Source organism: Desulfuromonas sp. (assembly GCA_002869615.1).
Classification (GTDB): Bacteria; Desulfobacterota; Desulfuromonadia; order Desulfuromonadales; family UBA2294; genus BM707.
Genome location: PKUH01000021.1, coordinates 1 through 25,096, shown reverse-complemented (window position 1 = coordinate 25,096; position 25,096 = coordinate 1). Strand labels below are relative to the sequence as shown.

Annotated in this window: 24 protein-coding genes; 14 read left to right on the top strand and 10 right to left on the bottom strand. The window is 57.8% G+C overall.

From position 1 onward, the window contains the following. Window positions 1-4 precede the first annotated feature (4 nt). The 14 genes from C0623_03215 to C0623_03150 are packed head-to-tail and all read left to right on the top strand — an operon-like array spanning window position 5 to window position 13,097. Window positions 5-1,264, top strand: coding sequence for a radical SAM protein (locus C0623_03215; protein ID PLY02782.1), 1,260 nt, complete (start codon window positions 5-7; stop codon window positions 1,262-1,264). Then, entirely contained in the window at window positions 1,261-2,619 is a 1,359-nt protein-coding gene (locus C0623_03210; protein ID PLY02781.1) for a lipid biosynthesis B12-binding/radical SAM protein, read from the top strand. Before C0623_03215 ends, C0623_03210 begins: the two co-directional genes overlap by 4 nt. 7 nt (window positions 2,620-2,626) lie before the next feature. After that, complete coding sequence (locus C0623_03205) at window positions 2,627-4,075, top strand: B12-binding domain-containing radical SAM protein (protein ID PLY02780.1); 1,449 nt, start codon at window positions 2,627-2,629, stop codon at window positions 4,073-4,075. Then, a complete protein-coding gene (locus tag C0623_03200) occupies window positions 4,065-5,240 on the top strand; it encodes a DUF2062 domain-containing protein (protein PLY02779.1) in 1,176 nt (391 codons plus the stop codon). The genes C0623_03205 and C0623_03200 overlap by 11 nt, the downstream gene beginning before the upstream one ends. Then, window positions 5,224-6,171 (top strand): lipid A biosynthesis acyltransferase, encoded by a 948-nt coding sequence (locus C0623_03195; protein ID PLY02778.1) that lies wholly within the window; start codon window positions 5,224-5,226, stop codon window positions 6,169-6,171. The genes C0623_03200 and C0623_03195 overlap by 17 nt, the downstream gene beginning before the upstream one ends. 2 nt (window positions 6,172-6,173) lie before the next feature. After that, a complete protein-coding gene (locus tag C0623_03190; GenBank protein PLY02777.1) occupies window positions 6,174-6,422 on the top strand; it encodes an acyl carrier protein in 249 nt (82 codons plus the stop codon). 3 nt (window positions 6,423-6,425) lie between these two features. Further along, window positions 6,426-7,613 carry a beta-ketoacyl-[acyl-carrier-protein] synthase family protein gene (locus C0623_03185; GenBank protein ID PLY02776.1) on the top strand — a complete coding sequence of 396 codons (1,188 nt, stop codon included), beginning with the start codon at window positions 6,426-6,428 and terminating at the stop codon, window positions 7,611-7,613. After that, window positions 7,606-8,667, top strand: coding sequence for a beta-ketoacyl synthase (locus C0623_03180; GenBank protein ID PLY02775.1), 1,062 nt, complete (start codon window positions 7,606-7,608; stop codon window positions 8,665-8,667). The genes C0623_03185 and C0623_03180 overlap by 8 nt, the downstream gene beginning before the upstream one ends. 7 nt (window positions 8,668-8,674) lie before the next feature. Further along, window positions 8,675-9,259: an acyloxyacyl hydrolase gene (locus C0623_03175; protein ID PLY02774.1), complete on the top strand. Its 585-nt coding sequence runs from the start codon at window positions 8,675-8,677 to the stop codon at window positions 9,257-9,259. A gap of 3 nt (window positions 9,260-9,262) precedes the next feature. Further along, window positions 9,263-9,709 (top strand): hypothetical protein, encoded by a 447-nt coding sequence (locus C0623_03170; protein PLY02773.1) that lies wholly within the window; start codon window positions 9,263-9,265, stop codon window positions 9,707-9,709. Then, on the top strand, window positions 9,706-10,710 hold the full coding sequence (locus C0623_03165) for a peptidase (GenBank protein PLY02772.1): 1,005 nt from the start codon (window positions 9,706-9,708) through the stop codon (window positions 10,708-10,710). The genes C0623_03170 and C0623_03165 overlap by 4 nt, the downstream gene beginning before the upstream one ends. A gap of 40 nt (window positions 10,711-10,750) precedes the next feature. Next, on the top strand, window positions 10,751-11,488 hold the full coding sequence (locus C0623_03160; GenBank protein PLY02804.1) for an ABC transporter: 738 nt from the start codon (window positions 10,751-10,753) through the stop codon (window positions 11,486-11,488). Window positions 11,489-11,495: 7 nt separating this feature from the next. After that, window positions 11,496-12,812, top strand: a complete 1,317-nt coding sequence (locus C0623_03155) for an ABC transporter permease (GenBank protein PLY02771.1) — start codon at window positions 11,496-11,498, stop codon at window positions 12,810-12,812. Window positions 12,813-12,830: 18 nt separating this feature from the next. After that, the gene (locus C0623_03150; protein ID PLY02770.1) at window positions 12,831-13,097 is read left to right on the top strand and encodes an acyl carrier protein; all 267 of its coding nucleotides are present in this window, start codon (window positions 12,831-12,833) and stop codon (window positions 13,095-13,097) included. 794 nt (window positions 13,098-13,891) lie between these two features. Here the strand turns inward: C0623_03150 and C0623_03145 are convergent. From C0623_03145 to C0623_03100, 10 genes are all read right to left on the bottom strand, one after another. Beyond that, window positions 13,892-15,040, bottom strand: a complete 1,149-nt coding sequence (locus C0623_03145; protein PLY02769.1) for a hypothetical protein — start codon at window positions 15,038-15,040, stop codon at window positions 13,892-13,894. An 8-nt stretch (window positions 15,041-15,048) separates the two neighbouring features. Next, window positions 15,049-16,341, bottom strand: a complete 1,293-nt coding sequence (locus C0623_03140; GenBank protein PLY02768.1) for a B12-binding domain-containing radical SAM protein — start codon at window positions 16,339-16,341, stop codon at window positions 15,049-15,051. Between the two features lie 107 nt (window positions 16,342-16,448). After that, entirely contained in the window at window positions 16,449-16,853 is a 405-nt protein-coding gene (locus C0623_03135) for a hypothetical protein (protein PLY02767.1), read from the bottom strand. Between the two features lie 196 nt (window positions 16,854-17,049). Next, a complete protein-coding gene (locus C0623_03130) occupies window positions 17,050-17,706 on the bottom strand; it encodes a hypothetical protein (GenBank protein ID PLY02766.1) in 657 nt (218 codons plus the stop codon). A 112-nt stretch (window positions 17,707-17,818) separates the two neighbouring features. After that, the gene (locus C0623_03125; protein PLY02765.1) at window positions 17,819-19,804 is read right to left on the bottom strand and encodes a hypothetical protein; all 1,986 of its coding nucleotides are present in this window, start codon (window positions 19,802-19,804) and stop codon (window positions 17,819-17,821) included. 8 nt (window positions 19,805-19,812) lie between these two features. Then, the gene (gene dnaJ, locus C0623_03120) at window positions 19,813-20,925 is read right to left on the bottom strand and encodes a molecular chaperone DnaJ (protein PLY02764.1); all 1,113 of its coding nucleotides are present in this window, start codon (window positions 20,923-20,925) and stop codon (window positions 19,813-19,815) included. 84 nt (window positions 20,926-21,009) lie between these two features. Further along, on the bottom strand, window positions 21,010-22,935 hold the full coding sequence (locus C0623_03115; protein ID PLY02763.1) for a molecular chaperone DnaK: 1,926 nt from the start codon (window positions 22,933-22,935) through the stop codon (window positions 21,010-21,012). 44 nt (window positions 22,936-22,979) lie between these two features. Continuing rightward, complete coding sequence (locus C0623_03110; protein ID PLY02762.1) at window positions 22,980-23,633, bottom strand: nucleotide exchange factor GrpE; 654 nt, start codon at window positions 23,631-23,633, stop codon at window positions 22,980-22,982. A gap of 4 nt (window positions 23,634-23,637) precedes the next feature. Then, window positions 23,638-24,687, bottom strand: a complete 1,050-nt coding sequence (gene hrcA, locus C0623_03105; GenBank protein ID PLY02761.1) for a heat-inducible transcription repressor HrcA — start codon at window positions 24,685-24,687, stop codon at window positions 23,638-23,640. A 150-nt stretch (window positions 24,688-24,837) separates the two neighbouring features. Beyond that, window positions 24,838-25,096: hypothetical protein (locus C0623_03100; protein PLY02760.1), on the bottom strand; the 259-nt coding region annotated here is incomplete at its 5' end.

The following is a 25,096-nucleotide window of genomic DNA, read 5'->3' as shown; positions in this document are numbered from 1 at the left end:
TGCAATGAACATGGAACTGATATACCCCCGCTGGCCCAAGCTTGATCGGCAAACCGAATTCCACCTGCCGCCACACGGGCCGGTTGTTTTCGCGGCCGCCATGCCGGAAGAGGTGACGATCAACTTTACCGATGAGAACCTGCAGACCATCGATTTTGACGCCGACTGCGACCTGGTCGCCATTTCGACCATGCTGACCTCGCAGCTGCCGCGCGCCTTCGAGATCGCCCACGAGTTCCGTGAACGGGGCAAAACCGTGATCTTCGGCGGTATCTCGACGATGCTGCACGCCGAGGAGGTTCAGCAGCACGCCGATTCGGTCTTCCTCGGCGAAGTCGAAGGCCGTTTCCAGGAGGTCGTTGACGATTTCAAGCGGGGCGAGCTCAAACCGGTCTACGACTACATGCAGAAACACCCCGATATCAACCTGGTCGGCACCGCCAAACGTGAAATCCTCGAGCGCGATCTTTACAACTACCGCGGCGTCCAGATGCTCGACCTCGTCCACGCCTCGCGCGGCTGCAAGTTCGATTGCTTCCCCTGCTGCACCGGCTTCCTCGGCGGCAAGGCCTTCCGGCCGCGGCCGATCGACAAGGTAATCGCCGAGATGGAGGCGATCCGCAATAACCGGATGTTCATCGTCGACAACTCGCTGGCCCAGGACAAGCAGTGGCTGATCGACCTGTTCAAGGCGATGGCGCCGCTGAAGAAGAAGTGGGTCTCGCATCCGATCCTCGATGACGACGAGGTCCTCAAGCTGGCGGCCGATGCCGGCGCCTGGTACGTCTACCAGGCAGTCTTCGACACCTCCGACGTCATCCGCAACCGGGTCAAGCGGCTCAAGGATCACGGGATCGGCATCGAAGGCACGATCATTCTCGGCACCGACGACCAGAGCGAAGACGATATCAAGCGGCTCGTCGACTTTCTGATCGAGATCGAACTCGACGTCGCCGAATTCACGATTATGACGCCGTTCCCGCACTCACCAATCCGGCGCAAGCTTGAACAGGAAGGACGGATTCTGTCGAATGACTGGTCCAGGTACACCGCCGACAAGGTCGTCTTCCAGCCGAAACAGATGACCCCGGAGAAATTGCAGGAGCTGTATTACTATGCCTGGGACACCTTCAACGCCGACAGCGGCCACGCCCTGAAGATGGGCAAACTGTTCGAGCAGGTGATCCGCCGGGAAATCGAGGACGGTACCTACCGCCGCTACGAGCCGCGCAAACGGCGCCAGTTCAAAAAGGAAACCGCATGAGTCGCGTTTTTTTCATCTCCAGCAATGTTACCGTCGATCCCTACCCGGTCTATCCGCTCGGTATGGCGGTCGTTTCCGGTGCGGTCAAGGCGGCCGGGCACGAGGTCGAACAATACGACTGCCTGGTCAACGGCGATGATATTGAAAAACTCCGATCCCGGATCACCACATTTATGCCCGATCTGATCTCGATCTCGCTGCGCAATATCGATAACGTCGACTCGTTCTCCGGCGAGGACGCCTGGTATCTGGCCCGGGTCAAAACCCTGGTTGCCGCGATCCGGGAATTCTGCCCGGCTCCGATCGTTGTCGGCGGTCCGGCTTTGACCATTATGCCGGAGGAGATCGCAAGCTACCTCGAAGTCGACCACGCGATTATCGGTGAAGGGGAAGTCGCTCTGCCGCAGCTGGTCGAAAAACTGGCCCGGGGCGAGCAGGTTCCGCAGGTGATCGAACGGGCGGCACCGCTCGACGGCAACGCCTTCAGCACGCCGCTGTTCGACCCGGAGCTGGCGCCGTTCTACCTGGAACAGAGCGGCATGCTCAACCTCCAGACCAAGCGCGGCTGTCCGTACCGCTGCACCTACTGCTCGTACCCGCACCTCGAAGGGAACAGCTTTCGCCGCCGCGATCCGGAGCTGGTGATCAGGGAGCTTAAATCCCTCAAGGAGAAACACGGCGTCGAGCGCATCTTCTTCACCGATTCGGTCTTCAACGACCCGCAGGGCGAATACCTCAAACTCTGCGAAGCAATGATCCGCAACGATATCGGAATTGAATGGTCGGCCTATTTCCGGCCACAGGGGTTTGGCCGCGACGAGCTGCAGCTGATGAAGCGGGCCGGTCTTTACGCCCTTGAGCTCGGTCCCGACGCCGGCTGCGACCGGACCCTGGCCGGGCTTGACAAGAAGCTGACCTTTGCCGAGGTTCTGGCGATCAACGAGGCCTGCCTTGCCGAAAGAATGGCGGCCGCCCACTTCGTCATATTCGGTGGCCCGGAAGAGGATGACGACACCCTGGCCGAAGGGCTCGACAACATGGACAGGCTCGGGGCATCGGTCGTCTTTGGCTTCTCCGGCATCCGCATCCACCCCGACTCGCCGCTGCACCAACGGGCAATCGACGATGGCGTGATCACAGCCGAAACCTCGCTGCTCAAGCCGGTCTACTATTTTTCGCCGAAGATCGATCGCGAGAAGATGGAGGCGACGATCAAGACCCGATTCCACGGACAGAAGAACCGGATTTTCCCGCCGTCGGAAGGGACCATACGGCTTGAGGTGATGAAGAACTTCGGCTTACGCGGGCTGATGTGGAACAGTTTGGTCCGCTTTCCAAAAGAAGGCTCCGCATAATCAAAACATGGCAACTTTAAACGCTCAAAATATTCTGCTGGTTCACCCCCTCGGCTACCAGGTCGATGCCGCCGCCAACGACATCTCGCGCAAGGCGAACATTATGCCGCCGCTCGGACTGGCGAGTATCGCCGCCTGCCTCGACAAGGCGGGGCTGAACAGCAGCATCCTCGACTGTTATGCCCATCCCGATGCCGACAGCCGTCTGCTCGAACTGTTGCGTGAGCACAAACCGGCCCTGATCGGTTTCAGCTGTACGACGGCGAGCTTTCACGATTCGGTCCGCCTGGCCGAGCTTGCCAAGATGGAGCTGCCGGAGATCAGGACCGCCTTCGGCGGCGCCCACGTCTCGGCGCTCCAGGAGAAGGTCCTCGAATTCTCCCCGGTCATCGACTACGCCGTTATCGGCGAAGGGGAACAGACGATGATCGAGCTGGCGCAGCTCGCCGGTGAGCCGCCGCGCGACATTGGCGGCGTCGTCTGGCGCGACACCGACGGAGCAATCGTCAACAACGGCTACCGCAACGACGCTCTGGTCCTCGACGAACTGCCGTTCCCGGCCTATGAAAAACTTGAAGGCTACCCCGATGCCTACAAGCTGCCGATCTTCAACTACCCGAAGGCGCCGAACAGCAGCTGCATCTCGAGCCGCGGCTGCCCCTACAGCTGCAGCTACTGTGACCGCAGCGTCTTTCAGCGGAGCTTCCGTTTCAATTCGGCGGAGTACCTTTACGAGCATCTCAAGTACCTGAAGCAACGCTTCGGAATCCGCCATATCAACTTTTATGACGATCAGTTCACCTTCCAGCGCCAGCGGGTCGAGCAGTTCTGCCGACTGATGATCGACCAGCCGCTCGGCATGACCTACAACTGCGCGGTGCGGGCCGAACATGTCGACCACGAGCTGCTGCAGCTGATGAAGAAAGCCGGCTGCTGGATGGTCAGCCTCGGCATCGAGAGCGGTGACGAGGCACTACTGGCCCAACATCGACAGAACGCCAACCTCGATCTGCTCGCCACTACCATCCGCACCATCAAATCGTGCGGCATCCGGACCAAGGGTCTGCTGATGATGGGGCTGCCGGGTGAATCCGAAGAGTCGATCCGGCGGAGTATGGATTACGTCTACTCCCTGCCGATCGATGACTTCAATCTCGCCAAGTTCACCCCGTTTCCCGGCTCGCCGATCTACGAGAACATTCACGAACTCGGAGCTTTCGATGAAGACTGGCCGAAGATGGACTGCATGCATTTCCAGTTCGTGCCGCACGGCATGGAGGAACAACAGCTTGAGAAACTGTTTATCGAATTCTACAAAAACCATTTCAAGCGGAACCGGGTGCTGCTCGGCTATCTGAGTATGCTCTGGAAATCGCCCGACAGCTGGCGCCGGTTCATTGCCAATGCCGGCCAATTCCTCCGCTTCGCAGTGAGTAACAAGCGTTATGGCCGTTGAGCGAACTGACATATTTGTCGCGGTGCCGGTTTATAACCATGCGGCAACCCTGCGGGGCGTGGTCGAGGGTGTGCTTGCACAACATGACCGGGTCCTGGTTGTCGATGACGGCAGCAGTGACGACGTCACCGCGGCCCTCACCGGCCTGCCGGTTGACCTGATCCGGCACCCGCGCAATCTCGGCAAAGGGGCGGCTCTACAGACCGCTGCAAAATGGGGGCTTGAGCAGGGCTGCAGCCACATGATCACGATCGACGCCGATGGCCAGCACGCCGCGGCCGACCTCCCTCGTTTCCTGGCCGCTATCGAGCAACATCCGCAGGCGCTGATCGTCGGTCATCGCGACTTCGACCAGGCCTCGATTCCCGGATCATCCCGTTTTGGCCGGAAATTTTCCAACTTCTGGCTCCGCGTCCAGACCGGCTGCCAGCTCAAGGACAGTCAGAGCGGCTTTCGTGCCTACCCGCTGATGATCTTCGAACACCTGAAATTCTGGTGCTGCCGCTACAACTTTGAAGTCGAGGTGCTGGTCCGTTCGGCCTGGGCCGGGCTGGAACTGCGTGACCTCGATATTTCAGTCTATTACCCGCCGGCTGATCAACGGATCTCACATTTCCGCCGGTTCCTCGACAACTGGCGCCTGACCCTGCTCAATACCCACCTGACCGGCCGTTCGATTATCCCGTGGCCGCACCGGAAAATTATCGAGCAGACGGACAAGGGACAGCCGAGGACCGTTTCGGTCATCCACCCGCTGCGTTCGATCCGGCAGCTGCTGCAGGAGAACAGCACCCCGCAACGCCTCGCCGTCGCTGCCGGGGTCGGTGTCCTGCTCGGTGCCCTGCCGCTTATTTTTTGCCACACCGTGATCATCCTCATGGTCTGCGGCTTTTTCCGCCTGAACAAGGTGGCGGCGGTCAGCAGCAGCCAGCTCTGCATGCCGCCGATCGTGCCGGCACTCTGCATCGAGCTCGGCTATTTCATGCGGCACGGGCATTGGCTGACCGAACTCTCTCTGGAGACCCTCGGCTATCAGGCCCTTGAACGGGTTTATGAATGGCTGCTCGGTTCCCTGGTGCTGGCCCCGGTTCTTGCCCTGCTGGTCGGTCTTGTAACCCTTCTGCTGGCCCAACTCGTTCAGAGGAAAGATGTCGAAACAGCCTGAACAGAATAACCGGTGGAGCAGCCGCAGCATCGGCAGGAACTGGCAGCACCAGTTTTTTTATCTGGTGATAAAAATTGGCGGCCGTCGTGCGGCCTATTTTGTGTTATATTTCGTAGTTGGTTACTACGTGCTGTTCAGCCGTCTGGCCCGGCAACGAGCGAGCCACTATTTGAGCCGGAGATTCCCCGGGGCAACCGGCGGGCAACGACTCTGGCACAGCTACCGGATGATTCTCAACTTCGGCAAGGTCCTGATTGATCGGGCCGTGGTCGGCATCCTCGGCCCGAAATCATTCAAGGTCAGCCTGGCCGGACGCGAAGAGCTACTGAAAATCCGGGATGAAAACCGGGGCATGATCCTGATGACGGCCCACGTCGGCTGCTGGCAGGTTGCGATGTCGGTTCTCGAGTTTCTCGAACGGCCGGTGCACATGCTGATGCGACAGGAAGATGGCGACATCGACCGGCATTATTTTGAACATGCCGGGATCGAACCTCCTTACCGGGTCATCGACCCGACCGGTTATCTCGGCGGCACTCTCGAGATGCTCGGAGTCCTCAAGCAGGGACATGTCGTCAGCGTCATGGGCGATCGTCTGCTCGGCAGCGACAAAAGCAGTTGTTCGGTTGATTTTCTCGGGGCCAGGGCAACGCTTCCGTTCAGCGCCTTCAAGCTCGCTTCGGCGACCGGCGCCCCGGTCATCATCTTCTTTACCCGCAAGAGCGGGCCGGACAGCTACGAGGTCGAAATTGCCCGGATCATCCGGGTACCGGATCATCCGGGTCGTGAAGCCGAGACCTTCGCACCGTATGCCAGCGAATTTGCTGAGGCCCTTGAAGCCTTCAGCCGGAATTACCCGTACCAGTTTTACAACTTTCACAATATGTGGGCGGCGACGCCGCAATCAATACGGCAAGACAAACAGGAGTAAAGATGGACATCAAGGAAAAACTGAAGCAGGTGCTGATTGAAGACTTGAACCTTGAGGATGTCACCCCGGATGAAATTGGTGACGACGAACCGCTGTTCGGTGACGGACTCGGTCTCGACTCGCTCGACGCGGTCGAACTGGTGGTCGTCGTGCAGAAGCATTTCGGTGTTGAGATCAAGGATATGGATGAAGGAAGACCGGCTCTGCAGTCGATCAACACCCTCGCCGCATTCATCGAGGAAAAATCGTAAACCATGAACCGGCGCATTGCCATCACCGGACTCGGCTGCCTCTGCGGCGCCGGCATGAATCTCTCCGAATGCATGGAGAGCATGCTGCGCGGCGAACGCAACCCGCAGCCGCCATTCCGCTTTTCGACCGATCACCCGGCGAGCTACCCGGTGCTCGAGCTGCGCGATGAATTCAAGTTGCCGCTCGACGACCAGGAGAAGGTTTATGCCCGGACCAGCCAGCTCGCTCTCGCCGCCGCTCTCGAGGCGCTGACCGACGCCGGCTGGGACGCAGCGTCGCTGCGCGGCAAGAAGGTCGGGGTCTGTATCGGCACGACCGTCGGCTGCGCCCTCAACTGCGACGACTTCTATCGCGCCTACAAGGATGGCGACGACCCGGAAATGGACATCATCGAACGCTTCCTGCGGAGCAACCCGGCGGCGGTCATCGCCCGCCAGCTCAAGCTCGACGGGCCGACCCAGACCGTGGTCAACGCCTGCTCATCCGGCACCGATGCGATCGGCATCGGCGCCGCGTGGCTGCGGGCCGGCGCCTGCGACATCGTTATCGCCGGCGGCGCCGACGAGCTCTCGCGGGTCACCTATGCCGGCTTCAGCTCGCTGATGATCACCGATACGGCGCCGTGCAAACCGTTCGATATCAACCGCAAGGGGCTCAATCTCGGCGAAGGGGCCGGCATCATGATCCTTGAGAGCGCTGCCGTCGGTGGCGACAGGAAGGCCCGCGGCACCGTTGTCGGATACGGTTCGGCCTGTGATGCCTATCACCTGACCGCACCCCGACCGGATGGCGCCGGCCTCAAGCAGGCGATGAACGAGGCTTTTGCCACCGCCGGTATCGCCCCGGAGCAGATCGCATTTGTCAATGCCCACGGCACCGGCACGCCGGATAATGACAAGGTGGAAAGCGGCGTTCTCGCGGCGATGCTCCCCGGCGTCCCGTTTCTCTCGACCAAGGGCTATACCGGCCATACCCTCGGCGCTGCCGGCGGCATCGAGGCGGTCTTCAGTGTCGCATCCCTGCGCCGCGGCGAGCTGCCGGCGAATATCGGCTTTAGCGATGCCGACCCGGAGGTCAGTGGTACACCGGTCACCGAAAGAATGCAGATCGATGGCGACTTCGCGCTGTCGGAATCGCTCGCCTTCGGCGGCAACAATGCGGTTCTGATTCTCGGCAAGGGGGATGATTGATATGCGGATGGCGATTCAGAGTATCGGGATCTCCGGCGGCTTCGGTCAGGGCAGCGAAGCGCTGCACCAGGCCCTGCAGGCCGGGCAGGTAGAACCGCAGAGTGCTGCGGTCGAGCGCAACGGCAAGATCGACCGTTTCCCCTGCTACCGCGCCGCGATCGACGGACTCGATGAATTTATCCCGAAACGGGCCCTGCGCCGCATCGACCACTATTCGAAAATGACCCTTCTCAGTGCCAGCCTCGCTCTTAAGGAGGCCGATCTGCTCGAGGCCGAACGTTCGCGCATGGGCGTAGTCATCGCGACCGGTTACGGTGCCCTGAAGACAACCTTCGATTTTCTCGATTCATACCTCGATTTCGGCTATTCGTGCAGTTCGCCGACCCATTTTTCCAACTCGGTCCACAACGCCGCGGCCGCTCATGTTTCGATGCAGTTCAAGGCGACGGCGCCGAGCCTGACCGTCACCCAGTTCGAAATGTCGGTCCCTTCGGCCCTGCTGACAGCCCGGCAGTGGCTGGCCGAGGGCCGGGTTGACCAGGTTCTGTTCGGCGCGACCGATGAATACTGCGATGTTCTGCGCTATTGCCGCAAGAGTTTTTTCGGCGACGGTGAGAAGGGTCCGATGGCACAGTTCGACTTTGACCGGCAGAGCGCCATGGTCGGTGAAGGGGCTGCCTTTTTCGTACTGAGCGGCGACGAGCAGCAGACGGATTACGGATATATCGACACGGTCACTCTTGGCAACCACTGCGCCGCGCCGCTCGCATTGCCCGAAAATGACTTTATTATCGCCGGCGCCGACGGTCACCGCGCCTGCGGCCAATGGTACGCCGAAACCCTGGCAGGAAAACCGGCGGCATCCTATACCCCACTTTACGGCAGCTTCCCGGCCGCCGCCGGTTTCGACCTGGCGGTCGCAGCCCTCTCCCTGAAAGAGGGCCGCCACTTTGCCGCGCCGGCTGCTTCGGGTGATGACGCCGGAGAGGATGGTATCTCCTGCCTCAAGTTCGGACCGGGAGGAGATTACGGTCTGATCCGCCTGTCGGCGTGAGGGTCGGATGCGCTCCGCACTGATCTGCATCATCTGGCTCGGCCTTATCATCGGCCTGCTTCCGGTTTCGGTCCGGGCCGAAACCGCCACGATCGGAGATGCAGAAGAATACCGGCCGAACCGCTACGGAGTCGGTCTGCTGGTCGGCCGTGCCTACGATCCCGAACGCTTCGGCATGGTCATCCTGCAGGGTCAGATGCTGGTCGATTACGATCGGATCTTCTGGCACGACGCGCCGGCGCAGCTCTACCTGAAGTTTGAAGCGAATGCCGGAATCACGACCGATGGCCGGGACAAGGGCCTGGCCGCAGTGAATATGCTGGCCCTTTACTATTTTTCTGAGCCTGTGCAGCGGCACTGGACGCCCTATATCGAGGCCGGCGTCGGCCTGATCTACACCGGTTTCCGGGTCGAGGGGCAAGGCCTGCATTTCAATTTCAATCCCCAGGCCGGGGTTGGAGTCGAGTTCCGCCGGGGCCATGAGCAGAACTGGACGATCGCTCTACGGCTGCATCATTTATCAAACGGCAACCTCTACAGGGATAACCGTGGTGTCAATTCAGCTTTTCTGATGCTCGGTTACATGTTCTAGACGATGAAGAAAAAAGACGTACCGCAACAGGGCGGGCTCAACGCCGGCTGCCGGGAAATCAACTACGCTGTCGACGAACAGGGCCACTATACCCTCGAATCGAGTGTCGGTTGGGAAGCGAAGAACATCGCCCTGCGTCAGGCCTGGGAAGAGATTATTGACCAGCTCAACGACGTGCTTGAAGAAATCAGATCGGGAGCAAAAAGCCCCCTCGCTTACCACATGGTCAAGAACCAGATGGACCCGGCCCTGCTCGCCCGTTACTCCGGCATCGCCCGCTGGCGGGTCAAGCGCCATCTCAAACCGGCTGTTTTCACCAGGCTTGGCCCGGATGACCTGACTCCTTATGCCGAGCTGTTCGGCATCTCGGTCGAGACCCTGCAGCAGATCCCGGAGGCGCCCGATCTGTCACTCGACGAGCTCAATCCCCCGGGAGGAATATCGGGATGATGATCGATTTTCAACATCGCCAGTTTGCTCATTGCGAGAGCGGGGTTACCGCCAATCTTCTGAACCACCACGGGTTCCCCTGTTCCGAGGCGATGGCGTTCGGTATCGGCGGCGGCCTGTTCTTCGGCTACGTCCCGTTCGTCAAACTCAATTTCCTGCCGCTGACGACCTTCCGGACCGGTCCGGGGTCGATTTTCAGAAAAGCGACCAGGCGCCTCGGCATCGAAGTGAAGAAGCAGACCTTCCGCAGTCCGGCTGCAGCCGAGCGAGAACTTGACCGGCTGCTTGCCGCCGGCACCCCGGTCGGTGCCCAGACCGGAGTCTTCTGGCTGCCATTTTTCCCGCCGGCCTACCGTTTCCATTTTAACGGTCACAACCTCGTCGTCATCGGCAAGGAAGGTAATGAATACCTGATCAGTGATCCGATCTTCGAGGAGACGGTCCGTTGTCCGGCACCTGATCTGCGCAAGGCCCGCTTTGCCAAGGGGGCCCTCGCCCCGAAGGGGAAAATCTACTACATCGACAGGATGCCGGAGAGCTTCGACCTGCCGACAGCCGTCGATGCCGGCATCCGTGAAGTCTGCCGGGTGATGCTGAAAACGCCGGTGCCGTTGGCCGGGGTCCGCGGCATCCGCTTGCTCTCGCGCCAGCTGCGTAAATGGCCGAACAAGCTCGGCGAAAAGAAAACGATTCTTCATCTCGGCCACATTATCCGGATGCAGGAAGAGATCGGAACCGGCGGCGGCGGTTTCCGCTTTATCTACGCCGCCTTCCTGCAGGAAGCAGCCGGGATTCTCGAAAATTCAAGGCTTGAAGAACTCTCACGGAGCTGTACCGAAGTCGGCGATCTCTGGCGCGACTTTGCCCTGATCGCCTCACGGGTATGCCGCGGCCGGGCGACGATCCAGGACTCGTTTGACAACCTGGCTGAACTGCTTCAGCAATGCGCAGCCCGGGAAGAGGCGCTTTTTCTTGATCTGCAAACGGCAATATCGAAATGACCGGAAAGGACCACCGTTGACAGAAGCCTCTTCCGACAATATTCTTTCGACGCACGATCTGGTCAAGGTCTACCCCGGGTCGGATCATCCGGCGATCGACCATCTGAACCTCGAAATTCCCCGGGGATCAATTTTCGGCCTGCTCGGCCCGAATGGAGCCGGCAAGACGACGACGATCTCGATTCTCTGTACCCTTCTGCAGCCGACATCGGGCCAGGCACTTGTTCTTGGCCATGACGTCACCAGCCGGGCTGACCAGATCCGACGCCGGATCGGCGTTGTTCCCCAGGATATCGCCCTCTATCCGGCCCTGACCGCCCGGGAGAACCTCCGCTACTTTGCCCGGATCCTGCGTATTCCAGGCAACCGGATTGAACAGAGGGTCGACGAATGTCTTGACCTGGTCGGCCTCGCTGCTGTCGCCAACAAGCGGGTGAGCGAATTTTCCGGAGGTATGAAACGCCGCACCAACCTGGCGGTCGGGGTTCTGCATGAGCCGGAGCTGCTTTTTCTTGACGAACCGACGGTCGGTATCGACGCCCAGTCGCGCAACCTGATTCTCGACCGGTTGCTCGAACTGAACCGGGCCGGCATGACCCTGCTCTATACCACGCACTATATGGAAGAGGTCGAACAGATCTGTCATGACATTGTGATCATCGACCATGGCCGGGCGCTGGCCGCCGGGAAACCGGACGCGCTTATCGCCGGGTCGGCCGAAGCCGATAACCTCGAAGAACTGTTTCTTCAACTGACCGGCCGCGAGCTCCGCGACTGAGAAAACCATGATTCTTCTGGCCAACATCAAAAAAGAATTGTTATTGCTGAGCCGGGACCGGGCCGGGCTACTGGTCCTGTTCGTCATGCCGATGCTGCTGGTCCTGGTTCTCTCGCTGATCCAGGACAATCTCTTCCGGGCAACCGGCGAGTCGGCGACCAGGGCTCTTTTTGTCAACCTTGACCAGGGAAAACTCGGCGCCGAGCTTAAGGCACAACTCGAAACGACCGGCGCCCTCGAACTGGTTGAGCAGTTTTCCGGCCGCGCCATCGATGCCGAACTGGCCAGCGAGACCGTCTTTTCCGGTGATTACCAGTTTGCGATCGTTGTCCCGAAAGATTTCAGCAGGCAGCTCGGCACCGCCACCAATGCAGCTATACAGGCGGCGCTCGACGATGAACGCAGTGACGCCTCACCGCAGCAGCTGACCCTTTATTTCGATCCGACGGTTCGCGGCGTCTACCGGACGGCGGTGACCAATGCGCTCTACCGCGGCCTGCTCGGCCTGGAAATCGCACGCAAGGGCGAAGCGCTCAGCCGTCTGCTACCGATCAAACTACAGGAGAGTATCGATCGTGAGATGGCGGCCTATGGCGGCGGTATTGCAGTCGAACTGCCGCAACTGTCGAGCGGCTGGGCAACCAGTTCCCTGATCGAGTTGCAGGAAGAATCGGCTTACCCGGGTAAATATTCAACCCTGCCGACCTCGGTTCAGCAAAATGTCCCGGCCTGGACGCTGTTCGGGATGTTCTTCATCGTTATCCCGCTCGCCGGAACCCTGATCCGGGAGCGCCAGGAAGGAACCCTGGCCCGGTTGATGACCATGCCGGTTGCCAACAGCTCGCTATTGCTCGGCAAGGTGATCGCCTATCTTCTGATCTGCATGGTCCAGTTCGGCCTGATGCTGGCGGTCGGCCTCTATATCCTGCCCCGCTTCGGCACCCCGGTTCTAGAACTCGGTTCCGCCCCCTTTGCCCTGATGGCGGTCGCCCTGGCGGCGGCCCTGGCCGCCTGCGGTTACGGCATCCTGGTCGGGACCCTGGCCCGGAGCTACGATCAGGCATCAACCTTTGGTGCCGTCTCGGTCGTGATCGCTGCCGCACTCGGTGGCGTTATGGTCCCGGTATATGTCATGCCGAAGGTCATGCAGAATCTCAGCATCGTCTCGCCGCTTGGTTGGGGCCTCGATGCCTTTCTTGATATTTTTGTGCGTAATGGTAACCTGACCAGCGTATTCCCCCGGGTCGCAGCACTCGGCGGATTTTTCCTGGTCTGCATCTTGATCGCCTCGACGGTATTTCGACACCGCCGGCGCGGCAACTGATTAGCCTGGAGTTGAACGATGAGTGATAACCTCGAACGAGAACTGATCGACCTGATCATCGATTTCTGCAATGTTGACGACGCCGAGCCGGATGAAATCCCCCATGACCGGCCGCTGATCGGCCCCGATTCACCGTTCGGCCTCGATTCTCTCGACGCCGTCGAAATCGTCGTCGCCGTGCAAAAAACCTACGGCGTCCGAATTGCTAACGAAAATACCAGTCGCGAAGTCCTGCAATCCCTGACCGCGCTGGCAAACTACATACGAGAGAACCGTCCGGCCTGAGCGGACGGTCATCTGTAGTCCTTGGACTGACCATTGACCCGCGCTGTAAAGGCCTCGACAGTTGCGGCAGGAGCACGGACAAGAAGCGCCGAACCGGGTCAGGGCGACAACAAAAAAAGGTTCATCGCGTTTTATCGGGAATAAATTGTGCGCACCCAAAGACCGCCAGACTTTTCCAATCTCACCATGAAATCATCATTCCAGTTCGCCGGTATCGCCCGGCCTGCTCCTGACTTTTCTTGCCTGTCCCGAGTTATCTTGTACTGAGCTCGCCGAAGTAGCCGAAGGAGGAATCCAATTATGATTTTGACTCACCCCCGGAGCTCTTGAGGTCGCCCCTTTTACCCTGCATCAATAATGCGTAGCCCGATCGCAACCGCCACAGCGACGAACCGCGTTCGCCTCAAGGCGAACTCCCTGGCAGCATATTGAACAGAAAAAATTCAGACCGAACAAAAAAGCCCCCTGCAAGGGAGCCGTTTTCTGCATACTCTTTTATGGCTTAATAAAAGAGTATGGCGGAGTGCGCGGCCGCGACCGCGCGGTTTCCTTGTCTTTAGGAAACTCTTTTCTGCAATCCGACACTTCAGGGGACACCTCCCTGAACTTCGGGAAATGCCCCCATTCGACCAATCAAGACCGCCGGTATCGAACGACCGTCCTGACTTTTCTTGCCTCTCCTGAGCCTGCTGAAGGAGAACTCTAACATTGTATTCACTCTCATCTGCGAAGAACCATAAAAAAGGGGTCTGATTCAATTCAGACCCCTTTTTAAATATTCATATCGCGGCAATCTAGACAACCGTCATCTGCACATATCCGATCGAGAAGCGTCCACTCTCCGGAATAAAGCAGAGAATTTTTTCGCCTCTCTTCAAGCGGCCCGTCTTGAACATCTCTTCGAGAATGATGTAGAACGAAGCAGAACCGGTATTACCTTTTTTGACCAGGTTGGTAAACCACTTCTCCTCCGGGATATTCATGCCGATCTGATCGAGCCCTTCTTTCAACGGCTTGCGGAAATAGTTGGACGAGTAATGCGGCAGGAACCAGTCAATCTGCTCCGGCCTGAGGTTCCGATTTTCCATGATCAGCGGCATGGTCCGCCGGGCCGCAGTCGGAATGATTTCGGCGTTGAGGAGCTTGACATCCTGCTTGACGTTGAAGACACCGTTGCGGATGGCTTCAAGCGGTTCGTACTGCCGCCAGCTCTTGAGCGTCCCGTCTTCCAGCTTGTTGGCGCCCATATACATGCAGGCTTCGAACTCATGGGCAAACGAATAAATATCGATCCAGTCGATCTGCAGGACAGGGCGGTCATCGTCCGGGCGCTCCTTGCTCAGGTAGGCGGCGCCAGCCCCATCGGAGAGCATCCAGCGCAGGAAATCCTCCTCGAAAGAAAGCGCAGGATCGCTGTCGAGGGCGGCGATTTTTTCGGCGCTGATCGTCTTCATCTGCCGCGCCTTCATCGAAATCGATGCCAGCTCGGAGCCGGTCGCGACGGCATTGCGGCTCTGTCCGGTCGCAACATTCATCCAGGCATACTTGAGTGCAGTAATCCCCGAGAGGCAGACTCCCGAGGTGCTGACCACCTCCAGGGGTGAGCCACCAATTTCACCATGCACCATCGGCGCGTGTCCGGGCATCATCTGGTCCGGCATCGAAGTACCGCAACAGAGACACTCGATCTCTTCGACCGTAAAACCGCTATGTGGCTTGAGCCGACGGACAGCTTCGGCCGCCAACTGGGCATTGGTGTGGGTTGCTGCACCGGTTTCCGGGTCAATCGCATAATATCGCGACTTGATTCCGTTGTTGCGCAGGATAATCCGGCGGGTGCGGGAGGGTAGCTCGTTGACCATCCCGAGAATGCTCTCCATCTGCTCGTTGGAGACCGGATCGTTCGGCAGAAAATAAGCCAGATCAGTAATAAAAACAGACATGCTCGATATCAAACCTTCGCTGTTTTATGGCCCTCGACCAATAAATCTGCGTAGCGCTGATAAAAGATCTTTTCATCGAGCCTGGTCGGCAGAACAGCATTAGTGAGGGTGTAGTAGTCAAGATCATGAATTCTGATACGATCCTTCATCTCCTGGTAAAGCCGGGTTCCCGGCAAAGGCGTCAGGATCGTATACATCGGCAGCTCGATTTTTTGTGTCCGGACAAAAGCACCGAGCCGGTCAAACTGCGCCTCAGTATAGTCGGGCGAGATAATAAAGTCACCAACAATTGTGATGCCGATCCGGTGCAGGATTTCGATCGCCTGCTGATTGATCAGGGCGCTGTTTTCCTTGTTCATTGCGCCGAGGGCGTTATCGTCGATCTCTTCGAATCCAATGACAACGGCGCGCAGACCAATCCGCTTCCAGCGCTCCATCATCTCCGGATACCGCACCACCGAGTCGGACCTGACATCGGCGAGAAACTGCTTGCGGATGCCGGCCGCTTCAATGGCATCGGCCAGCGCCAGCGCGTGTTTCGGGTTGCCAAAGGTGTTGGCATCGACCAGCCGGACCACCGGGGTCGGTAGCGTTTTAATATCGCGAATCACCGTATCGGCAGAAACGGTCAGATACGTGCCGCCGGTTATTGGTGAGATACAACAGAACGAACAGTCGTATGGACAGCCGGCGGCCGAGTTGACGAAACCGAGTTCTATGCCGAGACTCTCCAGGTAGTAGTCGGAACGGTAGCGCTCAACCAGGTCGTAGCGGGGCGCTACATCTTCGACCATATCCTTGCTGCTGTAAGTGCGCGGCTGGTACTGCAGGGGGCCATCCGGAGTGACTCTGGCAATGCCCGGAACAGTGAACTCTGCGTCCCCTTTTGCAAGCCCATCTACCAGTTCCCGGAAGCTCTGCTTGCCGATGCCGACAACGATCCAGTCGATCTCCTCCCGGTTGAAAAAATCGGGGTCAGCCGAAGCGTGAACACCACCGACAACGATAGCCGCCTGGCTCGTCTGGCGCACCTCGGCCGCCAGCTTGAGCACGGCCTGCGCTTCACAGGTCATAGCGGTGAAGCCGACCAGATCCGGAGAGAACGAAGTCATCACTTCGCCGAGACGGCCCGGCTCAACCTTGAGATCAAGAATTTCAAGATCGTGCTCCGGCAGGTTGCCGGCCAGGACCTCGAGGGCCAACGGCTCACCGCGAAAGATCTGCTTGACTGAGGTAATGCCGTAGTTTTCTTCCGGAATCGATCGGCCGCTGTTGGGTGGGTTTACGAGGAGTATCTTCATCTTAGTATGGTCATTTCTGCCTATTTTGAAAAAATGGATCAGGCACCTTCAGTCGGACCCCGATTGTACCTTGCCAGGTTATCCTTGTAAACAGACCAGAGATCTCGTCAGGCTCCGAAGTCGATCAGCGGGCGCACCGAATCGATTCGGAAGACGACAGCACATCGGAGCATCCGGGCCGCCATTTTACCGGCCTGCTGCTCGGCCTCGGCAACCAGACTCGCAAACAGGCCTCCTTCATCTTCAAAACGGACGACATCGAGATAGAGGCGGGCGCCCTGCCATTCGAGTACGGTTTTCCCTTCGCGGTAAAAGAGGTAGACGGCCCGGCCGTTGACCTTGAGATTATCCAGGGTTCGACCCTCGCCAAGAGCCATCGCGACGTGCTGATCATCGAGTCGGCGAACCGAACCGAATACCGCGGCGTTGACCTCGCCCTTGCCGTCAGAGCTCGCGATGACTCCCGGTCCGTTGTGGTTGTCAAATGCTGTCAGCAGACTTTCCTCGTTCAACCTGTCCTCCCTGCTGTCACGGTTATTATTTTCCCGCCTTGTCTTCGACCCACTCTCCGGCTTTTTTCATATCCTTGCCGAGACCTTCCATGGTCTGACATCCCGACAGGAAAAGAAGAATAACAATGAGTAATATAAAATGGAAGCGCATGGTTCGTCTCCTTTGAACCTCGTTACCCGAAATCATTCTGTTGATTCAGCGGTAAGGCTGCAGAACGATCTCGCCGACTTCAAGCATTTCCCCGTCCGAGATCTCCCGACAACTCTCTTCACCCGGGCCGAGACGCCCATACGGTTCACCGGCCCGGGGCTGACCACGGCTACTCATCCGGGCCGCCAGGCAGTAGACTCCGCCATTCGGCACAAAGAGAGTGAAACGACCGCCGGGACCAGCCGGCATCGATGTCCAATCCGGCATCCGGTGGAATTCGGCTGTCCGGTAAGCAAGCGCCAGTGCTCCCGATTGGGGCTCCCGGTTCTGGTCAACCAGAAGCCCGGTAAAACCGGTATCACCGCTGGTCAGACTCCCTTTTCGTGCCTGGCGCGGCAGGGCACCGCCCTGCAACAGGAAATTGACTTGTTCGACCTTTGCGGCTCCGATTGTCAGGGGGTTTTTGGCAAACAGGGCCCAGGCATCACCCGGTCGGGGCGGTCCGGAGTCAGCACCTTTTTTGCGCAGGCGGGCGACCAGATGGTAATCGCCTTCGACAAGATCGAGGAAATAGTTGCCGGCGGAATCGACCCGGGCCGCGAAATCAGCCGGGCCACGCAAACCATTTTTGGCCGAACGGTAGGCGTAGACATAGGCTCCGACGGCGGCGGTTCCGTCCTTTTTCAGTACAGATCCGGTCACCCCGGTTGTAACGGCAGAGCTTCCGGGCGTTTCTGGCCCGCCAGACAGCGGACTGCAGGCCAATGCCGTGAGCAACAGTAGGAACAGGGGGATTGATGCGGAAGCTAATCGACTATTCGACAGAAAGCGCATCACCTTCCTCGATCGGGATTTCGTTCTCAAGGTGGTCGGGACCGTTTATCTGCCTGATGTTGCCATTTTCAACCTTTAGCAGGAACAGGACCTTTTCGGCATCGCCGACCAGGTTGAAGGTCGTTGCTCCGGTCACCCCGGGATAATTCGCCAACTGGCTCAGGGCGAGACGGAAGTCTTCGCGGGTGCGAACATCGTCACGGTTCAACAGGGTCATGAAAATATTGGCAACATCGAAACCCTGGGCCTCGAGAATCGTCGGCTCTTCTCCGTACCTGGCAAAATAGCGATTAACAAACTCCTCAACGAACGGATATTTGCTGTAGGCAAAAAAGCCGTCGACAAAAACAGCGCCCTCGACAAAAGGCCCGGCCAGGCGGATCAGGTCAGGTGAATTCCAGCCATTGATGCCGAGCAGCGGCAGATCTTCAATTCCGTAATAGGCAAGCTGCGGTGCGATCATGCCGATCCGATCAGCATAATCGGGAATAAACAGGGCATCAAAGCTGACCGGCGGGAAATCGGGAATGAAAAGATCTTCAAGGATCTCCTGTTCGCTCATCTCCTCTTCGTTAAAGCCCGGATCATCGCCCTTGAGAAGCTTGATCGGCCGACCAAAATCGGTATCTTCATCGCCATAACTCTCGATATCGGTGACCAGACCGTTTCTTTTTTTGACCTCTTCGGAAAAAAGCCGGGCCATTTCCCGGCCGAGCCGGTTGTCCGGGTAGAGTACGCCGAATGAACTCATTCCGAGTTCCTCGACTGCGTAGCGGGCCAGTTCCTGGGTCTGCAATCGGCTGGTCAGGGAGTTGCGGAAGACATACGGGCCGATCTCCGGCAGGCCGCTCCTCTGCGACAGGGTGAGCAGTGGAATCTTTTCGGTCTGGGCCTGTTCGGCAGCGGCTTCCGAAGCCGAACCGGTAATCGGTCCGGCAATCGCCAGCGCTTTATCACTGACCGACAACTTGCGAACGACCTCGCGGCTGGCCACCGGGTCAGCTTCGCTGTCACGGTAAAGGAAGCGGACCCCGCTCTCGTCGTTGTCCTGCATCTCCAGAGCCAGGTCCATCCCCCGTCTGACCAGATTACCAAAAGCCGAAAAACGCCCGGAAAGGGGCAAAACAACGCCAACCGCACGCTGGAGCCAACTCTCGCCGGTCAACCGGGTATAGAGCTTAATCGCCTCGCTGCGGTGTGAGGCCGGAATCAATCCGATATTAAGCTGAGCGACCTGGGTCCGGGCCTGCTGCTGGTCGCCATCCGCAAGCGCGTTTTCGACGAGCCGGAGCCGGGCGGCGGCACCGACCGGTGAATCGGCAAACATGAAAGCGATTTCCGGAAGCAGTTCGCCATTGATTCTCTTATCGACCAGCTGTTGGGAAAAATCGTAAAGGGCAGAGATGTCGGCCGATGCAGCTCCTCGCATCGCCTGGTGGGCAAACCAGAGGGCCTGTTGATACTGCCCGAGACCGGCATTCCCCTCGGCCAGAGCGCGCAGACGGTTCACCCGGTCAACCGGAGCGATTTTCTCCGGACGCACCCCCTGCAGGGCGACAACCCCTTCCGCGGTCAGATGGATCGCGAGCAGGGCGCGGCCTTCGAGATAGCGCGCCTCATCATCCCGCATTGCTACCGGGATCGCCGCAACTTCCGAGAGGGCCGCATCAAATTTTTTCTTGTGGAGATAGATTCGGGCAAGCGCCAGGTGGGCCTGGTAGAGCCGGGTCGGATCAGATTCGACATCGAGCGTCGACTGAAGCATCGGCAGGGCCGCCTCATATTGCCCGGCCCGGTAAAGCTCCAGTCCTTCCGACAGAAGATCGATGGCCACCGGCGGTTCAGCACCAAACAGATCCCGGTCTTCGGCACGTACTGTTCCGGACGGCAGAACCAGAAGCAGCAGGAGAATCAAAGTATTTACGGACAGGTTGCGCATCATTCTTCCCAGAGAGAGGCACAGCATATCATAAATCAGTCAAAAATTTCCTTAACCTTGTCGAAAAAACTTTTACCCAGGGGATTAACGTCTTCGCCCCCTTCACGGGCAAACTCCTCGAGCAGTTCCTTCTGGCGGGCGGTCAGCTTGGTCGGTGTTTCAACCCGGATGACAACCAGCTGGTCACCGCGCCCATAACCCTGCAACGAGGGAATCCCCTTGCCGGAGAGCTTCAGAACTTTACCGGACTGGGTGCCGTGCGGTACCTTCATCTTGACTTTGCCGTCGAGCGTCGGCACCTGCAGTTCGCAACCGAGAGCCGCCTGGGTGTAGCTGATTGGAACCTCGCAGATCACATCCTGCCCTTCGCGTTGAAAAATCGGATGCTCGTCAACCGAAATCACAACATACAGATCGCCCGGGAGCCCCCCTTTTTCTCCGACCTCGCCCTCACCATTCATCTTCAGGCGGGTCCCGGTTTCTACCCCGGCCGGAATCTTCAGGTAAATCGATTTCTTGACCCGGGTCCGACCGCTGCCCTTGCACTCCTTGCACGGCTTGTCGATAATCTTCCCTTCACCGGAACAGTCCGGACAGGGGCGGGTCAGGGAAAAGAAGCCTTGCTGGAAACGGACCTGTCCGGCACCACCGCAGGTGTCACAGGTTCTCGGCTCGGTCCCTTCGGCAGCACCGCTACCGGCGCATTTTTCACAGGTATGGTGGCGCGGAATCTGGATCTTGGTCTCCAGCCCGAAGGCCGCTTCCTCAAACGAAATCGACAGATTATAGCGCAGATCATCACCGCGCCGGCCGCGCCCGCGCCGACCCTGACTGCTACCGAAAATATCACCGAAAATGTCACCGAAAATATCCTCGAAAGGAGCTCCGCCAAAATTAAAGCCGCCGGACGAAAAGCCACCGCCTTCAAGACCGGCATGGCCAAACTGGTCGTAGGTCGCCCGCTGTTGCGGATCGGAGAGAATCGCGTAAGCTTCGGAGAGTTCCTTGAACTTATCCTCGGCCGCCTTGTCTCCCGGGTTCTTGTCGGGGTGGTACTGGATTGCCAACTTGCGGTAGGCTTTTTTTATCTCGGTCTCACTGGCGTTTCGATTGACCCCGAGTATGTCGTAGTAATCGCGTTTACTCAAAACGGTTCCCTTGTATTACAGCTAAAAGGAAGCCGGGCAAGCCCGGCTTCCATAATCTGTTGCTGCTTCCAGCACTGACAGGTTCTACTTCTTGTCTTCATTCTTGTCTTCATCCTTGTCATCGTCGACTTCTTCGAATTCGGCGTCAACAACGTTTTCATCACTTCCACCGGCTGCCTCATCGGCACCGGTACCGCCTTCGGTTTCGGCCTTGGCATACATCGCTTCGGCGAGCTTGTGGGCCGACTGGGCCAGGGCTTCCATTTTGCTGTTTATAGCATCCTTGTCATCGCCTTCCATGGCGGTTTTCAATTCGGCAACAGCGTCTTCGATCTTCTTCTTGGTCTCGGCATCAACCGCTTCCGGATTCTCCTTGAGAGACTTCTCGGTTGTGTAGATGATGCCGTCAGCCTGGTTGCGAACCTCGATCAGCTCACGTTTCTTCTGATCTTCGGAGGAGTGAGCCTCGGCTTCCTTGACCATCTTGTCGATCTCCTCTTCGCTCAGACCGGAAGAGGCGGTAATGCGGATCGACTGTTCCTTGCCGGTTCCGAGGTCCTTGGCCGAAACATTGAGAATACCGTTGGCGTCGATATCGAAGGTGACCTCGATCTGGGGAACGCCCCGGGGTGCCGGCGGAATACCGACCAGTTCAAATCGACCGATCGTTTTGTTGTCGCTCGACATCTCGCGCTCACCCTGCAGGACATGAACCGATACGGCCGGCTGGTTGTCAGCAGCGGTCGAAAAGACCTGGCTCTTTTTACACGGTATTGTGCTGTTTTTCTCGATCAGTTTGGTCATGACGCCACCGAGGGTCTCGATGCCGAGGGAGAGTGGGGTAACGTCGAGCAACAGGACATCCTTGACCTCGCCCTTGAGAACACCACCCTGAATCGCAGCACCAATGGCGACAACCTCGTCCGGGTTGACCCCTTTGTTCGGCGCTTTGCCGAAAATTTCCTGAACCTTGGCCTGGACCGCCGGCATCCGGGTCATGCCACCGACCAGGATGATTTCATCAATATCCGAAGCCGACAAGCCGGCATCCTTGAGTGCCATCTTGCACGGCTCAACCAGCTTTTTAATAAGGTCTTCGCAAATGCTCTCAAGCTTCGACCGGGTCAGTTTGATGTTGAGATGCTTCGGGCCTGAGGCGTCAGCCGTAATAAACGGCAGGTTGATATCGGTCTCCACGGAAGAGGAGAGCTCACATTTTGCTTTTTCGGAACCCTCTTTGAGGCGCTGCAGGGCCATCTTGTCGCCCCGCAGATCTATTCCCTGTTCTTTCTTGAATTCATCGGCAACGTAATCGATGATCCGCTGGTCAAAATCCTCGCCGCCGAGGAAAGTATCGCCGTTGGTTGCCTTGACTTCAAATACGCCGTCACCGAGTTCAAGAATCGAGACATCGAAGGTACCACCACCGAGGTCGAAAACCGCGATTTTTTCATCCTCCTTCTTATCGAGACCATAGGCGAGCGATGCCGCCGTCGGCTCGTTGATAATCCGCAGGACATTGAGGCCGGAAATCTTGCCGGCATCCTTGGTCGCCTGGCGCTGCGAATCGTTGAAGTAGGCCGGCACGGTAACAACTGCGTCGGTAACCTCTTCGCCAAGATAGTCCTCAGCGGTCTGCTTCATCTTCTGCAGAATCATCGCCGAAATTTCCGGAGCACTGTATTTCTTGCCGCGGGCTTCAACCCAGGCATCACCGTTGTCCGCTTCAATAATCTTGAACGGGCTGATCTCGATATCCTTCTTGACCGCTTCCGAATCAAATTTACGGCCGATCAGACGCTTGATCGCAAACAGCGTGTTTTCCGGATTGGTCACCGCCTGGCGTTTGGCCTGCTGACCAACCAGGCGCTCACCGCTCTCGGCAAAGGCGACCATCGACGGGGTCGTCCGGGCTCCTTCAGCATTGGCGATGACTTCCGGTTCGCCACCTTCCATAACCGCGACACACGAATTCGTGGTCCCGAGGTCTATTCCGATTACTTTACCCATGAGTCATCCTCCTTTAAGGTCTGTTTATTCTGTAAGCTTCTCGCTTATTCGTTTTCCTGAGTTGAATCCGGTTCATTATCATCTGCGCCCTCACCGAGCTCTTCGGTCTCTGCTTCCGGTGCTTTCGCAATCATGACCAGTGCCGGTCGGAGCAGGCGTCCATTCAGGGTATAGGCCTTCTGCATCTCCTGGGCAACCGCGTGCGGCGGATGTTCGCTGGTGACCATCTCGCCCATTGCCTGATGAAATTCCGGATTGAACGGCTGACCGAGCGACTCAATGATCTTGACGCCAAAGCCTTCGAGAACCTTACGGAACTGCTCAAGCGTCATCTGAACCCCTTCAAGCAGGCCCTGATCCTGATCATCGCCGTCGTTGGCGTGTTCAACCGCCCGTTCAAGGTTATCAATCACCGGGATCATCTCCCGCAGAAGATTGCTGTTGGCATAACGGATCGCATCTTCTTTTTCCCGCTGCGCCCGCTTACGATAATTTTCGAGATCCGCCAGGGCCCGCAGATAAAGATCCTTGTTGTGGAGCGCTTCGCTCTGGTAATCAACTGCGTCATCACTCGCGGCATCAGCTTCAGATGACTCTGTCACCGCCCCGTTCTCTTCCGCATCTTCCGGAACTTCTTCCGGAGATTTCCAGCTCTCTTCTTCGGCCACAACATTCTCCTCTTTTTTCTTTTTTCCCACCTTTTTATTTCTCCTTACCCAGGCCGGTTTCGAGCAGTCGACTCACCAGCCTGGCCGTGTAGTCAACGATCGGTATGACCTTGGAATACGACATCCGGTTCGGCCCGATCACACCGAGCGTGCCAATGGTTCCGTGAACGTTCTGGTAGCTCGACGTTACCAGGCTGCAGCCTTCGATCTGATTGTAGCTGTTGGCGCTGCCGATAAAAATCTGGACGCCGCTGGCCTCCTGACTCTTGTCGAGCAGTTCTATCAGATGGTTTTTTTGTTCAAACGCCTGAAACAGTCTCTTCATCTTGCCGACCTCGGCAAAATCCGGAAGCTCGAGAAAACTCGATGCCCCCTCAATAAAAAGCTGTCCCTCGATATCTTCAGCCAGGGCCGCCCCGGAAAGCTCCAGCGCCTTTTTCATCAGCTTGTCGTAAAGCGCCTTCTCCTGCTTCATCTCCTCGGCGATCACCTTCTTCACTTCCTGAATCGTCATGCCGGAAAGCTTACGGTTCAGATAGTTGGTCATCTTTTCCAGATCGCGCTGGCTGATTTCCTTGTCGAGATCGATCAGTTTATTCTGAACCATGCCGGTCTGGGAGACAAAAACAACCAGCGCCTTGCCGTCCGAGAGCCGGACAAACTCGATATGCCGGAAAACCGTCGAGGTGAAACGCGGCACCATGACCACACCGGCGTAATTCGAGAGCGAGGAGAGGGCCTTTCCGGTCTCCTGCAATAAACTTTCGACCGTCCCCTTTTTGCCATGATAATGACTGTCGATCGTCTGTTTTTCCAGTTCGCTCAAGTCGCGAATCTGCAGCAGGGTGTCGACATAATACTGGTAGCCCTTGTCGGTCGGCACCCGGCCGGCCGAGGTATGAGGTGATATGAGAAAACCCATATCCTCGAGATCGGACATGACATTGCGTACCGTCGCCGGCGAAATATCCATATTATGTCTTTTGGTGACCGCGCGTGATCCGACCGGTTCCCCGGAGACAATGTAGTCATCAACGATTGCTTCGAGAATCGCCCGTCCGCGATCATTCAGTTCGTTGCTCATATCATGCAAATCCCTGTAAAAACTGAAGCCGGTCCGACCGGCCAGCCCTTGTTAGCACTCAATGCGTTCGAGTGCTAACGGTTTCAACATAGCAATGGCCCCCTGCTTTGTCAAGGCTTTACGAGGTATTATCCGGAGTTTTTGTGGTGTTTAATCGAAACGGGCGAGAAGGGTATTGAATAGCAGCCAGCCTTCGATATCGAGTCGCCAGAAACCCTCATTCCGCTCAATCCTGGCACCGCAATGTTCGACTGCTTCGGGGTAAGCTTCGTTGACTGTACAGCCGAACCGGCTGGAGAACATTTTGTCATCAACTCCCCGGTCTGTGCGCAGGCCGAGGTAGAGGGTTTCAAACATCGCCGCAGCCTTGTTAAAGCATTCGATTCTCTCAGCCGGATCGTGGTCCGTC

What these genes read in the sequence shown, in the direction of transcription:
- C0623_03215 (PLY02782.1), top strand. Translation starts at nt 5, where the DNA reads ATGAACATGGAACTGATATACCCCCGCTGGCCCAAGCTTGATCGGCAA.
- C0623_03210 (PLY02781.1), top strand. Translation starts at nt 1,261, where the DNA reads ATGAGTCGCGTTTTTTTCATCTCCAGCAATGTTACCGTCGATCCCTAC.
- C0623_03205 (PLY02780.1), top strand. Translation starts at nt 2,627, where the DNA reads ATGGCAACTTTAAACGCTCAAAATATTCTGCTGGTTCACCCCCTCGGC.
- C0623_03200 (PLY02779.1), top strand. Translation starts at nt 4,065, where the DNA reads ATGGCCGTTGAGCGAACTGACATATTTGTCGCGGTGCCGGTTTATAAC.
- C0623_03195 (PLY02778.1), top strand. Translation starts at nt 5,224, where the DNA reads ATGTCGAAACAGCCTGAACAGAATAACCGGTGGAGCAGCCGCAGCATC.
- C0623_03190 (PLY02777.1), top strand. Translation starts at nt 6,174, where the DNA reads ATGGACATCAAGGAAAAACTGAAGCAGGTGCTGATTGAAGACTTGAAC.
- C0623_03185 (PLY02776.1), top strand. Translation starts at nt 6,426, where the DNA reads ATGAACCGGCGCATTGCCATCACCGGACTCGGCTGCCTCTGCGGCGCC.
- C0623_03180 (PLY02775.1), top strand. Translation starts at nt 7,606, where the DNA reads ATGATTGATATGCGGATGGCGATTCAGAGTATCGGGATCTCCGGCGGC.
- C0623_03175 (PLY02774.1), top strand. Translation starts at nt 8,675, where the DNA reads ATGCGCTCCGCACTGATCTGCATCATCTGGCTCGGCCTTATCATCGGC.
- C0623_03170 (PLY02773.1), top strand. Translation starts at nt 9,263, where the DNA reads ATGAAGAAAAAAGACGTACCGCAACAGGGCGGGCTCAACGCCGGCTGC.
- C0623_03165 (PLY02772.1), top strand. Translation starts at nt 9,706, where the DNA reads ATGATGATCGATTTTCAACATCGCCAGTTTGCTCATTGCGAGAGCGGG.
- C0623_03155 (PLY02771.1), top strand. Translation starts at nt 11,496, where the DNA reads ATGATTCTTCTGGCCAACATCAAAAAAGAATTGTTATTGCTGAGCCGG.
- C0623_03150 (PLY02770.1), top strand. Translation starts at nt 12,831, where the DNA reads ATGAGTGATAACCTCGAACGAGAACTGATCGACCTGATCATCGATTTC.
- C0623_03145 (PLY02769.1), bottom strand. Translation starts at nt 15,040, where the DNA reads ATGTCTGTTTTTATTACTGATCTGGCTTATTTTCTGCCGAACGATCCG.
- C0623_03140 (PLY02768.1), bottom strand. Translation starts at nt 16,341, where the DNA reads ATGAAGATACTCCTCGTAAACCCACCCAACAGCGGCCGATCGATTCCG.
- C0623_03125 (PLY02765.1), bottom strand. Translation starts at nt 19,804, where the DNA reads ATGCTGTGCCTCTCTCTGGGAAGAATGATGCGCAACCTGTCCGTAAAT.
- C0623_03115 (PLY02763.1), bottom strand. Translation starts at nt 22,935, where the DNA reads ATGGGTAAAGTAATCGGAATAGACCTCGGGACCACGAATTCGTGTGTC.
- hrcA (PLY02761.1), bottom strand. Translation starts at nt 24,687, where the DNA reads ATGAGCAACGAACTGAATGATCGCGGACGGGCGATTCTCGAAGCAATC.